Raw genomic sequence first — 13,177 nt, forward strand, 5'->3', positions numbered from 1 at the left:
AGTTGCATTTGACGGGGAGCAAAGCTGATGGGTCTCTATAGTACGATGCGGACGAGCGCGTCCGGCATGGCCGCACAGGCCAATCGCCTGGGAGCTGTGTCCGATAACATCGCCAATTCGAGCACCACCGGCTACAAACGCGCCTCGATGGAGTTCTCCTCCCTCATTCTTGATTCGGGGGGAACGGAGTACGTCTCTGGCGGTGTCGAATCGCACACGCGCTACGCCATCAGCGAGCAGGGTGGCTTCAGCTTCACCACCTCGGTGACGGACCTTGCAGTCAAGGGACAGGGCTTCTTCGTTGTCTCGTCGGAGAACGGCCAGACCTTCCTGACGCGCGCAGGCTCCTTCGTTCCCGACGGAGCCGGCGATCTCGTCAACGCGGCTGGCTTCAAGTTGATGGGCTACAGCTTGGCCAACGGCGCGCCGTCGATCGTCGCCAACGGCACAGGCGGCCTCGAGGTTGTCAACATCGGCTCGCTTGCGCTGCAGGCGACCCCTTCGACAGAGGCGGCCTTCCAGGTCAACCTTCCTTATAATTCCAGTACAGTACCAGTGGCGGATGCGCCCTCTGGCAACACCGCGACGGCGCAGTACACCGCCAAGACTTCTCTCGACGCCTACGACAACCTCGGCAACAAGATCACGCTGGACGTCTATTCGACCAACCTCGGCGGCGGCGATTGGGAGATCACCGTCTTCAATCAGGCCGATGCCGCCGCGGGCGGCGGCTTCCCGTACGCATCTGGGCCGCTATCGACGGAGACGATGACGTTCGACAACTCGACCGGCTCGTTCACGTCGGCCAGCCCCACCTCAGTGTCGGTGCCGATTCCAAATGGCGCTACCCTTGTCATCGACATGACCGGTAGTACGCAGCTCGGTGCGGACTACACGCTTCTCGACGCCACCGTCGTCAACGGTAACGCTCCGAGCGCCGTTGAAAGCGTCGAGATCGCCGAGGATGGAACGCTTTACGCGGTCTTCGAGAGCGGCACGCGCGTGGCGACCTATAAGATCCCGCTGGCCAGTGTCGCTAGTCCGGACAACCTCCAGCCACTGGCCGGAAACGTCTTTATTGCGACGGCGAATTCCGGAGAGGTTCAGCTTGGGTTCCCAGGTGAAAGCGGCTTCGGAATCATGGTTTCGGGTGCGCTGGAGCAGTCGACGGTCGACCTCGCCTCCGAGCTCACCACGATGATCGAAGCCGAACGCAACTACACCGCCAACTCGAAGGTCTTCCAGACCGGTGCCGAGCTGATGGACGTGCTTGTCAATCTGAAGCGCTAAAGGTGAGCGCGGGCTAGCTTTGGGATTGCAACTGGATGTCGCTCTCTACCAGCCTCAATACGGCGATATCGAGCCTCGCTACCACGGCGGAGCAAACGTCTGTGCTCTCGCGCAATGTTGCGCGCGCGGGCGACACTACAGCCTCGCGCAAAAGTGCCGAGGTCGTCACGATCCCGGGTTACGGAGTGCGTCTCGCCTCCGTAACTCGCGTCGTCAACACGGCACTCTTCAATAATGTGCTCGTCTCGACGTCTAGCGCTGCCGGGCAGGACGCGATCGTATCTTCGATTGAAAAGCTGCAGCAGAGTCTAAGCGACACCGAACTCGACGCCTCCCCGGCGGCAATGCTGCAGAAACTGTCGGACGCTATCCAACAGTTTTCTGCAGCACCTGACAGCCTTGCGACCGCACAGTCTGCGGTTGCCGCGGCACGCGATATGGCGCGCACGCTCAACGAGGCAACCACCCTCGTCCAGAACGTGCGCGCCGAGGCCGACGCGGACATCGCTGGTTCGGTCAACACGCTGAATACACTGCTGTCGCGCTTCGAATCCGTGAACGCGGAAATCGTCAAGGGAACGCGGTCTGGTGCGGATATTACCGACTACGAGGATCAGCGCGATCAGATCATCATGCAGATCTCCGAGGAGGTTGGGGTTAAGACGATAACCCGCTCCGACAACAGCATGGCGATCTATACCGATAGCGGCGTCACGCTGTTCGATACGACACCGCGTACCATCACATTCCAGCCGACCGGCACCTACGTCGCGGGCACAGCCGGCAACGCCGTTTATGCCGATGGCGTCCCGATCACCGGCCCCTCGGCGACCATGGGCATCAGCTCCGGACGCATCGCGGGTCTGGCCAAAGTCCGCGACGACATCGCCGTCACCTATCAGAGCCAACTCGACGAGATCGCGCGCGGTCTCATCACGGCATTCTCCGAAAGCGACCAGAGCGCCGTTCCCTCGCTGGCCGACGCCACCGGGCTGTTTACGTGGAGCGGCTCGCCCGCAGTTCCCGCCGGTGGCACGATCGTCGCGGGTCTCGCCGGCTCCATAAGCATCAATGCGCTGGTCGATCCCGACCAAGGCGGCGACGCGACGCTATTGCGCGACGGCGGTATCAACGGTGCGGCCTACCTCTACAACGCCGACGGCGCCGCAGCATTCACCGATCGCATCAACGAGCAGTTAGACAAGCTGGGCGGCACGCAGGCGTTCGACGCGACGACCAAGCTGTCATCGTCGGCGACGCTTTTGGACTTGGCATCGGCATCGGCGGGCTGGCTTTCGGAGACCCGCACGGCAGCCAACGAAGAAGCCGAATACCGCTACACCCTGCTCGACCGTTCTTCTGAGGCGCTCAACAAGGTAACGGGCATCAACCTCGACGAGGAAATGACGCTGATGCTCGAACTGGAGCGCACGTATCAGGCGTCTAGCAAGCTGATCTCGACCATAAATCAGATGCTCGATACGTTGTTGGCAGCGGCGGGGTAATGGCATGAAGACGACCTTCATCTCCACCAGCGCACTTTCCGCCGCAACGCGTCAGTCACTGATGAAGGTGCAGCAGGAGCTGGCGGACGCGCAAAAAGAGGTGCTTACCGAGCGGTTCGCTGACGTAGGCATGCAGTTGGGCTATCGCACCGGCCAATCGATATCGCTGCGCCAGGACTACGCCCGCCTCACCACTATGATCGAGACCAACTCGACAGTGTCTTCCCGCCTCGAGGCGACGCAGACGACGCTTCAGAATCTTGCCGATACCGCGCAGGATTTCTCAGAGCAGCTTCTCGCCTTGCGCATGGGCGGCAGCAATGCGCTTGGCGCGCAGACAGATGCAACGAGCCGCCTCGACGGCTTCCTCGACATCATGAACATGTCGTTCAGCAGCGGCTACCTGTTTGCGGGCGTGAACTCCGACGTAAAGCCGCTCACCGACTACTTCGCAACGCCGACGTCGACCAGCAAGCAGAGCGTCGATGATGCATTTTTTGCCGAGTTCGGCTTCTCCCAGTCCGACCCTGCGGTGTCGACGATCTCCGCCGCGGACATGGAGAACTTCCTCAACACGACGTTTGCCGACGTGTTCGAAGATCCATCGTGGAGTGCGAACTGGTCATCGGCATCGTCGGACAACATGCGCAGCCGCATCTCCAGCAGCGAGCTGATCGAGACATCGACCAACGCCAACGAAAGCGCTTTCCGCAAGCTGGCCATGGCCTACACAATGGTGGCCGATCTCGGCACCTCTAGCCTCGGACAGCCGGCGTATGAGGCGCTCATCGATAAGGCGATCACCGTCGTCAATGAAGCTGTCCAGCAGATTGGCGACCAGCAGTCGAAGCTCGGCGTCGCAGAGCAACGCGTCACCGACGCGAGTGATCGAATGTCGCTTCAGATCGATATTCTAACCACTCAGATAACCTCGCTCGAAGGCGTCGACTCGAACGAGGCGGCGACCAGGGTCAACCAGCTGCTAACCCAGATTGAAACGTCGTACGCGCTGACCGCGCGCATCATGGGACTGAGTATCCTGAACTACCTGTGACCTGACCGGCGCCACGAACAACACCTCTGACCGCGGATCGACAAATGTATCAATTCCCTTACGCCGACACGATGGAGAGCAGCCCGCAACTCGCGCGCGAACGCGAGCGACAGGTGTTCGAGCGCTGTTTGGAGCTCTTCAGGGCCGCGGAGGAGAAAGGCGCAGGTTCGCGCGAGGCGATCGAGGCGCTGACGTTCTGCCAGCGCGTCTGGGCGACCTTGCTCGAGGACCTAGCCAGCCCCGAGAACGCACTGCCGAAGGAGCTGCGCGCCGAGATCATCTCGATCGGTCTCTGGGCGGTGCGGGAATCCGAGAGCATCCGCCTCGGCAAATCGAAGGACTTCAAGCCTTTGATCGAGGTGACAACAGCACTCTACGAAGGGCTGAAATGAAAAAACTACAAATATCGCTGAAGCCGGGGGAGCGCATCTACGTCAATGGGGCCGTGCTCAAGGTCGACCGCAAGGTGTCGATTGAATTCCTCAATGACGTGACCTTCCTTCTGGAGCATCACGTCATCCACCCCGACGACACCAAGACTCCGCTGCGTCAGCTCTACTTCATCATACAGACGGTGCTCATCGATCCGGCCAACAGCGGTGATGCGCATGCGATGTTCTACCAGTCTCTCGCCTCGCTGGATGCTTCGGTCGACAACGCCACCATTCGCGAGGGATTGACTGATGTCCGCGACTTCTTCGATCGCGGGCGCCCATTCGACGCTCTCAAAGTGCTCCGCTCGCTCTTCCCCGTTGAGGAATCGATCCTCAGCCAGAGCAAGCGCAAGGAGCCTGGGACGCTAGATCAACACCCAACGCACTGAGGCGGCCCCATGGTTACGGTCAACACCACAACAGCGACGAATGCGACGGCCACGAATAAGAGCACCACGGAGACGACGAATTCCGCCGCGTCCCTGGACTATACGGCCTTCCTGCGGCTGCTGATCGCGCAGATGCAGAACCAGGATCCGACAAACCCCACCGATGCAAACGAGTGGATGGGGCAGATCGCGTCGTTCTCGAACGTCGAGCAGGCAATTCAGACCAACGCCAAGCTGGATTCCCTGATGACGTCCATGGCCCTTAACCAGATCGACGGCATCATTGGCCGCACCGTCACCGCCACCACCGACGATGGCACGATCTCCGGCAAGGTTGAATCGGTGCGCATCATTTCCGGCGGCGCCGTTGCCATCCTGGAGGACGGGACTCGCCTGCTTCTGGGCGAAGGCGTGGAAATCTCCTGATGAACCAGGCCGACGCGCTCGACATCGTGCAGTCCGCCATCTGGACCATTATTGTGGCTTCGAGCCCCGCTGTGGTGGCCGCCATGGCTGTCGGCATCGTCATCGCACTTCTGCAGGCATTGACCCAGGTCCAGGAAATCACGCTGACCTTCATCCCGAAGATCATCGCTACGCTTCTGGTCACCTCCCTGATGGCCCCATTCATCGGCACGGTCATCTACGCCTTCGCCGAGCAGATCTACGGCCGCATCCAGAACGGATTCTAGTGCGTCGGCGCTGGCCAGGGCACCTTCGCGCAAGGTTCGCCGGCTAATTCTTGCCCCTCGTTCGAGGGGACCATATGGCCGAATCTATCGTCACGTCGGCGCCGGCGGTCAAACGTGCCGGCAATCAGGATGTAAGCCTTGCCATCGGCATCGTCTTCATTTTGGCGGTGCTGTTCCTGCCGTTGCCGTCTACGCTGATCGACATCGGCCTCGCCATCTCGATCGCCCTCGCAGTTCTCATCCTGATGGTGGCCCTGTGGATTCAGCGGCCGCTCGACTTCTCGGCCTTTCCCACCGTTCTGCTGATCGCCACGATATTGCGATTATCGCTCAATATCGCCACGACGCGCCTCATCCTCTCGCACGGGGCGGAGGGCTATACCGCGGCCGGACACGTCATTGCCGGCTTCTCCAACTTCGTCATGAGCGGCGACTTCATGATCGGTACGATCGTGTTCGTCATCCTCATTACGGTAAACTTCCTCGTCATCACCAAGGGTGCAACGCGTATCGCCGAGGTCGGTGCCCGCTTCACTCTCGACGCCATCCCCGGCAAGCAGATGGCCATCGACGCCGACCTTTCCGCCGGCCTGATCGACGAGAAGGAGGCCATGCACCGCCGCCGCGAGCTTGAAGAGGAAAGCGCCTTCTTCGGCTCCATGGACGGTGCATCGAAGTTCGTACGCGGCGACGCCATCGCCGGTCTCATCATTACGGCCATCAACGTCTTCGGCGGCATCGTCATTGGCGTGACGCGCCACGACCTGTCGTTCTCCGAGGCCTCCGACGTCTACACCAAGCTGTCGGTCGGTGACGGTCTCGTTACCCAGATCCCGGCGCTGATCATCTCGCTTGCGGCAGGCCTCCTCGTTTCCAAAGGCGGCACCCGCGGCAGCGCCGAGAAGGCGGTATTCGGTCAGCTCGGCAACCACCCCCGCGCTCTGACGCTGGCCGGCGTCGTCATGTTCGTTCTGGCCTTGTCGCCTGGCCTGCCGTTCCTCCCCTTCGCCGTTCTCGGATCGAGCATGGTCTTCATCGCCTATGCTATTCCGCGCCGCCACGCCGCCGCCAAGGCTGCCGAGGATGCCCGCGCGCGCGAAGCCAAGCTCAAGGCTGAGGAGGAAGTGCGCCAGTCGGTCAAGGAGTCGCTCAAGACCGTCGAGTTGGAGCTGTGCCTCGGCAAGCAGATCTCCGGCACGCTGATGGCTGCCCACAGCGAGCTGGCGCAGCGCGTCAGCAAGATGCGTCACCGTTTTGCCCGCCAATACGGCTTCGTCGTGCCCGAAATCCGCCTGACCGACGACCTGTCGATCCCGCCCAAGAGCTATCAGATCAAGATCCACGGCACGGTCGTCGCCACCGAGGAGCTGCGCATCGGAGACGTGCTCGTCATCATCGGCGACGGCAAGCCGCCGAACGTGCCCGGCGACGAAACGCGCGAGCCGGCTTTCGGCATGAAGGCGATGTGGACTTCCGAGATGTTCACCAGCGCCCTGCAGCGCGACGGCTTCTCCGCCGTCGACAACATGTCGGTAATGCTGACCCACCTTGGCGAGGTCATCCGCAACAACCTGGCGCAGCTTCTGTCCTATAAGGACATGCGCACCCTGCTCGATCGCCTCGAGCCGGAGTATCGCCGCCTGATCGAGGAAATCATTCCCTCGCGCATCTCCTATTCGGGGCTGCAAGCGGTATTGAAGTTGCTGCTCGCCGAGCGCATCTCGATCCGCAACCTGCATCTCATCCTAGAAGCTATCGCCGAGATCGCGCCGCACGCCTCACGTTCTGAGCAGATCGCCGAACACGTGCGCCTGCGCATGGCGCAGCAGATCTGTGGCGAGATGGCCGACGAAGGCGTGCTCAAGGTGCTCCGCCTGGGCAACCGTTGGGAGCTAGCCTTCCATCAGAGCCTCAAGCGCGATGCCAAGGGCGAGGTCGTGGAGTTCGACATCGATCCCAAGCTCATCGAGCAGTTCAGCACCGAGGCGACCGGCGTCATTCGCCGCCTGATGGATCAGCGTCACAAGTTCGTGCTGGTCGCCGCCCCCGATGCGCGCCCCTATGTCCGCATGATCACCGAGCGCCTTTTCGCGACCTTGCCTGTGCTCTCGCATCTCGAAATCGCACGCGGCGTTCAGATCAAGTCGCTCGGAACCATCTCGTGACTTCGGTCATCGGACCGCAAGTCATCCTGGCGACATTCCTGATCTTCTGCCGCATCGGCACGTGTCTGATGTTGATGCCCGGCTTTTCGTCCCCGCGTGTCCCCACCAGAGTGCGCCTCTTCGTCGTCATTTCGCTGACACTGGCGCTGGCGCCGATGCTCGCCGAGGGCGTCAAGGCATCCATCCCCAACGAGCAGCCGGTGACGGTTTTCAAGCTGATCGCATCCGAGATGATCATCGGGGCTATCATCGGCCTGATGGGGCGGATGTTTTATCTCGCTTTGCAGTTTGCCGGCGCCTCGATCGCCATGTTCGTCGGCCTCTCCAACACGCCCGACGCGCACATCGAGGAGGACGAGCCGCAAGCCGCGGTGACGAGCCTCATCACTCTAACGGCAACGGTGCTGATCTTCGTGATGGGGCTGCACTGGGAGATCATCCGCGCCATTGTTGAATCATACGCCGTGGTGCCGGTGGCCAAGCAACTCGCCGACAACTTCGGCCTCATCAAGATCGTCGACGCATTGGCGGACGCCTTCTTCCTCGCCTTGCGCATCAGCGCCCCTTTCATGGTCTACTCGCTGATGATCAACCTGATGTTCGGCATCCTCGGCAAGCTGACCCCGCAGATTCCCGTCTATTTCATCTCCATTCCGTTCGTCCTCGCAGGCGGCGGATTGATCCTCTACTTCACCAGCAGCGAGCTTCTGCAACTCTTCATGAGCGGCTTCACCGAATGGCTGGCAAGGATATGAGCACATGATCAAGCAGCGGCTGAAGAAGGCAAAGCGCTTGCACGATGTGCAGGAAAGCCTGCAGCAGATCGAAGAAGAGAGGATCGCCAGGCTTCGCGCACGCAAAGACGACATTGCCCGCCAGCAGAGCGAAATCGTCAGCGCGCTTTCCGCCGATGCGGGCCTGGAGCGCCTTTACGTCGGCCGGCTGAAATCACTGAGTGAAGAATCAACCCGCATCGACAAAGAGATCGAGTTCCGCTCGCGCACCCTGCTCGCCATCGCCACGCGCACCAAATTCGCAGAGCGCCTCGTACGCAACTACGCGCAACAGGACGCCAAAGTCGACGCCGAAAAACAGCTTCTCGATATCATCGATCGCATCGCACGCGGCGATGACGCAAGCCTCCCATAAGCTTATTGAGCGACTTTCACACCTACCATTCAGGCTGCCAAAGGGCTGTGCTGATCGAGCATGACGTCCGGTCCAGACATCATCCTCGGCGTCTCGCGCGCCGCCGACGCTGTAAAGCAGCGCGACGCAGCAGCGCGCCTGGAGCGTCTCAGCCGTGCCGCGGCCAGCGAGATGGCGCACGCGGCGACCAGCGCGTCCGACCAGATCGCGGATTGGACGACCGAGCTGAAGCGCGCGGTCGCCAACGCGCCTGAGGCGCCGCGCGTTACCACGACCACCAAGAGCACCGCCACCGCCTCCGTCAGCGCGGATAAGACCAATACCGACGCCGACGCAAAGAAGGCCAACGACGTATACGTCCAGTTCGAGGCGCTGCTTCTGCAGAACATGGTCGAGACCATGCTGCCCAAGGAATCTGAGGCGATCTTCGGTCGCGGAACCGCGGGCGAAATCTGGAAGTCGATGATGGCTGAGCAGATCGCCAAAGAGTTGGCTCGCACAGGCACCATCGGCATCGCGAAGCAAATCTCATCGGCTCAGTCGGTCTTGCAGGCCGCAGGCCACCACACGCAAACGAAGGTCGACGACGTATGATGGCTCAGAGTTCACGTGATCACCGTTTTGCGGCGCGCAACGCAATCGACAGGACGATGCAGCGCATCGAGGTTCTCGTCGATCGCGAAACCGAAGCGTTGCGCACCAGGGCCGCCATCGACCTCAAGGAATCGAACAATAATAAGAGCCAGGCCCTGCTCGAGCTTGGGCTCGCCGCCCGCTCGCTGGAAGGCATCGAGCTCGACTCCGATCTCGTCGCCCGCCTGCGCATGCTGCGCGGCAAGCTGGAAGCGAACCAGTCCATGCTGCGCCGTCACCTTGAAGCCGTGCGCGAGATCGCAGGGGTCGTCGCCGACACGATCCAGGATAGCGAGTGGGATGGAACCTACTCGCAGCACGCAGGCTCCGGCGGCTACTATGGCGGCTATCGATGATCCGCCTCATCGCCACCGGGGTCTGGATCTGTCTGGTCACTGCGTTGTCGAGCTACGCGGCAACGCTCTGGCGCTCGCACAGCACGCCGGAGGCAGAGGCCCACAAGCTGATAACAGGGCTTGAGACGATGCAGACCGGCATGCTCAGCGTGCCGATCGTCGCCGGAGGAGCAATCCAGGGATACGTGCTCGCGCAATTCAATTTCGCGGTGCAATCGGACATCTTGAAGCGCATGTCCGTTGCCCCGGATGCCTTCCTTGCCGATGCTGCATTCCGCTCTATTTACGCTGCAGATGCGGAGGCCATGCGCGGTGCGAAGAAGCAGGACCTGACGGCGCTGACGACAGCGATTGCCGGCCAGGTGAACCAGCGCTTCGGCGACGGCTTCGTCAAGGATGTGCTGATCGAGAAGTTCGCCTTTGTAGCCAAGAGCGAGGTACGCGAAGGCGCAAACCTCATGAAGGGCCAGCCCAACTTCTCGCGGTGAGGCAATGGCCGCCGGTTACGACTGCAGCGCCCGCGCCATCTCCTGGAACGCATCCATGCTGGCCGGATCGCGCGGGCTTTGCTTCATCGCCTCGAACAGCTTCGGAACGATCTCTACCGCCTTATCGAGCTCCGGATCCGCGCCGCCACGATAGCCGCCCATCAGGCGCAGATCGCGCGTGTCTTCGAACCGGGCGATCATGGCCCGCAGCTTCGACACCAGGTTCCGTTGTTCCGGCGTCCAGCCAAGCTGTGACAGACGTGAAATCGAGGCGAGGACGTTTACGGCGGGAAAACGCGCCTGGTCCGCAATAGCGCGGTCGAGCACGATGTGCCCATCGAGTGTACCGCGGATGCTGTCGGCCACTGGATCGTTGTGATCATCGCCATCCACCAGCACCGAATAGATCCCGGTAATAGAGCCGCTGCCTTCTTCGCCCGGCCCCGCGCGCTCCAACAGGGTCGGAAGATTGCTGAACACACTCGGCGTATAGCCGCGCGCAACCGGCGGCTCGCCCGCAGCCAACGCGACTTCGCGCGCCGCGTGCGCAAAGCGCGTCACCGAATCGACGATGAGCAGCACGTTCTCGCCGCGATCGCGGAAGTACTCGGCAATCGCCGTTGCAGTTTTTGGCGCAAGACGACGCATCATCGGGCTCTCATCGCCCGTGGAGACCACTGCTATCACGCGCTCGCGATGTTCACCGAGCGTATCTTCGAGGAATTCGCGCACCTCGCGACCGCGCTCGCCCACCAGAGCGATGACGACGGTGTCGAACCCCTTCGCGCGCGAGAGCATGCCGAGCAGCGTAGACTTGCCCACGCCCGATCCTGCGAAGATGCCAATTCTCTGCCCGAAGCAAAGCGGCGTGAACAGGTCGATCACCCGCACGCCGGATTTGAACGGTTTCGCGATCCGCTGGCGTCGCAAAGGTGCGGGCGCATTTCTATCGGCAAGTACCGCGCTTTGCCCGTGCGCCAGCCCCGCGGCATCGCTCAGCGGGGCGCCGAGAGCATTGAAGATGTGCCCCTTCCACGAGGGATCGGGATAGAGAGCGGCCGGTCCCATGCGCCAGGCACGCGCGCCGAGCCCGGCAACGATCGGCTCATCGAACGTCTTGATGGTCACGCGCGCTTCATCGAGGCGGATCACCTCGCCCAGCTGCTTCTGCTCGCCGGCTTCCAGTCTCACCCGGTCCCCAAGCCTGACGAATGGCGACAGGCCGGATACGCAGCAAAATGCTGGTGTAACTTGGCTGATGGTGCCGCCGACCTGCACCAAGGGCTGCGTCGCGTTGGCCATCGACACGCGGTCGGCCAATGCATCGAGGCGGTTGCGCGCGCTCTCGCGGCCCGCTACCTCGCTCACGAGGTGGGCGCCAGCGCTTTAATCGCTTCTTTCAGCGAATCTTCCGACTGATTGATCGAGTTGGAGACAGAGTCGTAGCTGCGCGATGCCATGATCAGCTGCGACATCTCCCACATCGGGTTGACGTTCGATCCCTCGATGTGACCCTGAATGACGCCGACGCGGTTGAAATCGAGCGCCGGCGCAGCGCCCTTATCAGGAATGACGCCCGAGTTATCGTAGCGTGACAGCGATGCGTCGGGTGCGATCGTAAATAGGCCGATTGCGCCGAGTTGCAGCCCGTTTTGCGTGATCATGCCGTCGCTGGCAATCTTGACCGGACCGGCATTCGGATTGATGCGCAGCGGCGCACCGCCGACATCGAGCACCGGGTAACCGGCGACGGATTGCAGTTCGCCTTCGGGCGTCATCTGCATCCGACCGTCGCGGGTATAGACCGTACCGGCCGGCGTCTGCAGCCCGAGCCACGCATCGCCCTGCACCGCTACATCGAGCGGATTGCCTGTGTGGATGGTCTGCCCTGCTTCGCGCTTGATGAAAGCATCGCCCGTCGATGCAAATGCAACCTGCTCGTTCGCAGAGTTGCTCAGCATCTGCTCGAACTTGATTTCCTCGCGGCGGAAGCCTGGCGTCGAAGCGTTGGCTACGTTGTTGGCTATCGTCTCGATGCGCTTCTGGAAGGCCATTTGCGACGACAGTGCGACGTAGAGGCTTGATTGCATTCCTTAGGCCCCGCCCAGCTTGAGGTTCTGCAGGCTGTTTAGAAGGTCGTAGCTGATCCCCGCCTCGATCGGCTGCAACAGCGCAACGGCGGGGTTCGTCTCCGCGGCGGTCGAGTTCTCGACGTCCCACTTCGCCGAGAAACTGATCAGCATCTTCTGAATTTCCACGGGATCCTGGAAGTCCTCGAGGTTCATGAACTTTTCCAGCATCTTCGCCTGCTGGTCGATGTCGAGCAGCGACATCGTCTCGGGCAGCCCATAGAGCGTTTGTGCAACTTTGAGTAGCGCCTTGTCTGCCAGGATGGAGTAGGCGCTCGTGATGTTCGAAGCGTTGCGTTCGAAATAGAGCGCCAGCCGCACGCCCTCGTTCTGCTCGCCGGCATCCTCTTCCAGCTGCTGGCGCATGTAGCGGTCGACGGTGCCCTGCTTTGCAGAGTTCCACGTCGTGGTCGTCTCGCCGTAGAGCTTGAAGTTGAAGGCCTTGGCAAATTCCTTGTAGCGCGAATCAGACAGCGTGTTTGCAAATGCCTTGTCCGCATCGACGCCCTCCGTCAGCACCTTGCGCATGAATGCCTTGGCGTAGTCCATCTCCTCCAGGCCCCACGCCTTCATGGCGTACTTGAACAGCCTGTCGTCGGAGAGGAAGTCGTCGATCGACTTCACATTGCCGATGTTTTCGAGGTAGTAGGCGGTCTCCCGCTCCACCTGAGGCTGCTCGGCTGTCGCCGACAGCGTCCGCTCCAGGTTCTGGCTGACCAGACGGTAATTCGCGAGGGTGGTGAGCACGATCTGGGTTCCAAATGAATGGGTGGCCGGAAAGCTGCACGAATTGGCTTTCGCGAAGCTGGTGGCCAAACCGCAATCTGGATCCCTGTGGCAGCCAGCTTCACGCAAGGAAGTGATGCTTCAACTCATAAGAGGATAAAATCACT

The 13,177-nt window shown here is 61.4% G+C and carries 15 protein-coding genes and 1 pseudogene; 13 read left to right on the forward strand and 3 right to left on the reverse strand.

The genetic code is table 11. The features are described 5' to 3' along the window. Positions 1 to 27: 27 nt before the first annotated feature. The 13 genes and pseudogenes from NDB2M4_RS05095 (at position 28) to NDB2M4_RS05155 (ending at position 10,155) form a co-directional block, all read left to right on the forward strand. Positions 28 to 1,290: a flagellar hook protein FlgE gene (locus tag NDB2M4_RS05095; RefSeq protein WP_072370933.1), complete on the forward strand. Its 1,263-nt coding sequence runs from the start codon at positions 28 to 30 to the stop codon at positions 1,288 to 1,290. Between the two features lie 35 nt (positions 1,291 to 1,325). After that, complete coding sequence (gene flgK / locus NDB2M4_RS05100) at positions 1,326 to 2,795, forward strand: flagellar hook-associated protein FlgK (RefSeq protein ID WP_072370935.1); 1,470 nt, start codon at positions 1,326 to 1,328, stop codon at positions 2,793 to 2,795. 4 nt (positions 2,796 to 2,799) lie between these two features. Further along, the gene (locus NDB2M4_RS05105; protein WP_072370937.1) at positions 2,800 to 3,849 is read left to right on the forward strand and encodes a flagellar hook-associated family protein; all 1,050 of its coding nucleotides are present in this window, start codon (positions 2,800 to 2,802) and stop codon (positions 3,847 to 3,849) included. Positions 3,850 to 3,893: 44 nt separating this feature from the next. Beyond that, a complete protein-coding gene (flaF, locus tag NDB2M4_RS05110; RefSeq protein ID WP_072370939.1) occupies positions 3,894 to 4,241 on the forward strand; it encodes a flagellar biosynthesis regulator FlaF in 348 nt (115 codons plus the stop codon). Further along, positions 4,238 to 4,685 (forward strand): annotated as a pseudogene (flbT, locus tag NDB2M4_RS05115) (flagellar biosynthesis repressor FlbT); the annotation flags it as partial. The gene flaF and the pseudogene flbT, both read left to right, overlap by 4 nt. Beyond that, entirely contained in the window at positions 4,682 to 5,098 is a 417-nt protein-coding gene (gene flgD / locus NDB2M4_RS05120; protein ID WP_072370943.1) for a flagellar hook assembly protein FlgD, read from the forward strand. The pseudogene flbT and the gene flgD, both read left to right, overlap by 4 nt. Further along, positions 5,098 to 5,364 (forward strand): flagellar biosynthesis protein FliQ, encoded by a 267-nt coding sequence (gene fliQ / locus NDB2M4_RS05125; protein ID WP_072370945.1) that lies wholly within the window; start codon positions 5,098 to 5,100, stop codon positions 5,362 to 5,364. The genes flgD and fliQ overlap by 1 nt, the downstream gene beginning before the upstream one ends. A gap of 74 nt (positions 5,365 to 5,438) precedes the next feature. Next, positions 5,439 to 7,529 (forward strand): flagellar biosynthesis protein FlhA, encoded by a 2,091-nt coding sequence (gene flhA / locus NDB2M4_RS05130; RefSeq protein ID WP_072370947.1) that lies wholly within the window; start codon positions 5,439 to 5,441, stop codon positions 7,527 to 7,529. Next, positions 7,526 to 8,284, forward strand: a complete 759-nt coding sequence (locus NDB2M4_RS05135) for a flagellar biosynthetic protein FliR (protein WP_083555788.1) — start codon at positions 7,526 to 7,528, stop codon at positions 8,282 to 8,284. Before flhA ends, NDB2M4_RS05135 begins: the two co-directional genes overlap by 4 nt. A gap of 4 nt (positions 8,285 to 8,288) precedes the next feature. After that, positions 8,289 to 8,678 (forward strand): hypothetical protein, encoded by a 390-nt coding sequence (locus NDB2M4_RS05140; protein WP_072370950.1) that lies wholly within the window; start codon positions 8,289 to 8,291, stop codon positions 8,676 to 8,678. A 60-nt stretch (positions 8,679 to 8,738) separates the two neighbouring features. Beyond that, a complete protein-coding gene (locus tag NDB2M4_RS05145; protein WP_072370953.1) occupies positions 8,739 to 9,272 on the forward strand; it encodes a rod-binding protein in 534 nt (177 codons plus the stop codon). Then, entirely contained in the window at positions 9,272 to 9,667 is a 396-nt protein-coding gene (locus NDB2M4_RS05150) for a hypothetical protein (protein WP_072370956.1), read from the forward strand. The genes NDB2M4_RS05145 and NDB2M4_RS05150 overlap by 1 nt, the downstream gene beginning before the upstream one ends. Then, positions 9,664 to 10,155: a hypothetical protein gene (locus NDB2M4_RS05155; RefSeq protein ID WP_072370958.1), complete on the forward strand. Its 492-nt coding sequence runs from the start codon at positions 9,664 to 9,666 to the stop codon at positions 10,153 to 10,155. The genes NDB2M4_RS05150 and NDB2M4_RS05155 overlap by 4 nt, the downstream gene beginning before the upstream one ends. Before the next feature lie 15 nt (positions 10,156 to 10,170). On the opposite strand, the gene fliI is transcribed toward NDB2M4_RS05155, so the two are convergent. The 3 genes from fliI to NDB2M4_RS05170 form a co-directional block, all read right to left on the reverse strand. Next, positions 10,171 to 11,457: a flagellar protein export ATPase FliI gene (gene fliI / locus NDB2M4_RS05160; protein ID WP_083555923.1), complete on the reverse strand. Its 1,287-nt coding sequence runs from the start codon at positions 11,455 to 11,457 to the stop codon at positions 10,171 to 10,173. A 62-nt stretch (positions 11,458 to 11,519) separates the two neighbouring features. Then, positions 11,520 to 12,245 carry a flagellar basal-body rod protein FlgF gene (gene flgF, locus NDB2M4_RS05165; RefSeq protein WP_072370964.1) on the reverse strand — a complete coding sequence of 242 codons (726 nt, stop codon included), beginning with the start codon at positions 12,243 to 12,245 and terminating at the stop codon, positions 11,520 to 11,522. A gap of 3 nt (positions 12,246 to 12,248) precedes the next feature. After that, positions 12,249 to 13,031: a DUF1217 domain-containing protein gene (locus NDB2M4_RS05170; RefSeq protein ID WP_072371893.1), complete on the reverse strand. Its 783-nt coding sequence runs from the start codon at positions 13,029 to 13,031 to the stop codon at positions 12,249 to 12,251. Positions 13,032 to 13,177: the final 146 nt, after the last annotated feature.

This window comes from Hyphomicrobium sp. NDB2Meth4 (genome assembly GCF_900117445.1).
Lineage (GTDB): Bacteria > Pseudomonadota > Alphaproteobacteria > Rhizobiales > Hyphomicrobiaceae > Hyphomicrobium_A.

Excerpts from the sequence above, each read along its gene's own strand:
- flhA (WP_072370947.1), top strand. The coding sequence starts at position 5,439 with ATGGCCGAATCTATCGTCACGTCGGCGCCGGCGGTCAAACGTGCCGGC.
- flgK (WP_072370935.1), top strand. The coding sequence starts at position 1,326 with ATGTCGCTCTCTACCAGCCTCAATACGGCGATATCGAGCCTCGCTACC.
- flgD (WP_072370943.1), top strand. The coding sequence starts at position 4,682 with ATGGTTACGGTCAACACCACAACAGCGACGAATGCGACGGCCACGAAT.
- fliI (WP_083555923.1), bottom strand. The coding sequence starts at position 11,457 with ATGGCCAACGCGACGCAGCCCTTGGTGCAGGTCGGCGGCACCATCAGC.
- flgF (WP_072370964.1), bottom strand. The coding sequence starts at position 12,245 with ATGCAATCAAGCCTCTACGTCGCACTGTCGTCGCAAATGGCCTTCCAG.
- NDB2M4_RS05150 (WP_072370956.1), top strand. The coding sequence starts at position 9,272 with ATGGCTCAGAGTTCACGTGATCACCGTTTTGCGGCGCGCAACGCAATC.
- fliQ (WP_072370945.1), top strand. The coding sequence starts at position 5,098 with ATGAACCAGGCCGACGCGCTCGACATCGTGCAGTCCGCCATCTGGACC.
- NDB2M4_RS05145 (WP_072370953.1), top strand. The coding sequence starts at position 8,739 with ATGACGTCCGGTCCAGACATCATCCTCGGCGTCTCGCGCGCCGCCGAC.
- NDB2M4_RS05140 (WP_072370950.1), top strand. The coding sequence starts at position 8,289 with ATGATCAAGCAGCGGCTGAAGAAGGCAAAGCGCTTGCACGATGTGCAG.
- NDB2M4_RS05095 (WP_072370933.1), top strand. The coding sequence starts at position 28 with ATGGGTCTCTATAGTACGATGCGGACGAGCGCGTCCGGCATGGCCGCA.
- NDB2M4_RS05105 (WP_072370937.1), top strand. The coding sequence starts at position 2,800 with ATGAAGACGACCTTCATCTCCACCAGCGCACTTTCCGCCGCAACGCGT.
- NDB2M4_RS05155 (WP_072370958.1), top strand. The coding sequence starts at position 9,664 with ATGATCCGCCTCATCGCCACCGGGGTCTGGATCTGTCTGGTCACTGCG.
- flaF (WP_072370939.1), top strand. The coding sequence starts at position 3,894 with ATGTATCAATTCCCTTACGCCGACACGATGGAGAGCAGCCCGCAACTC.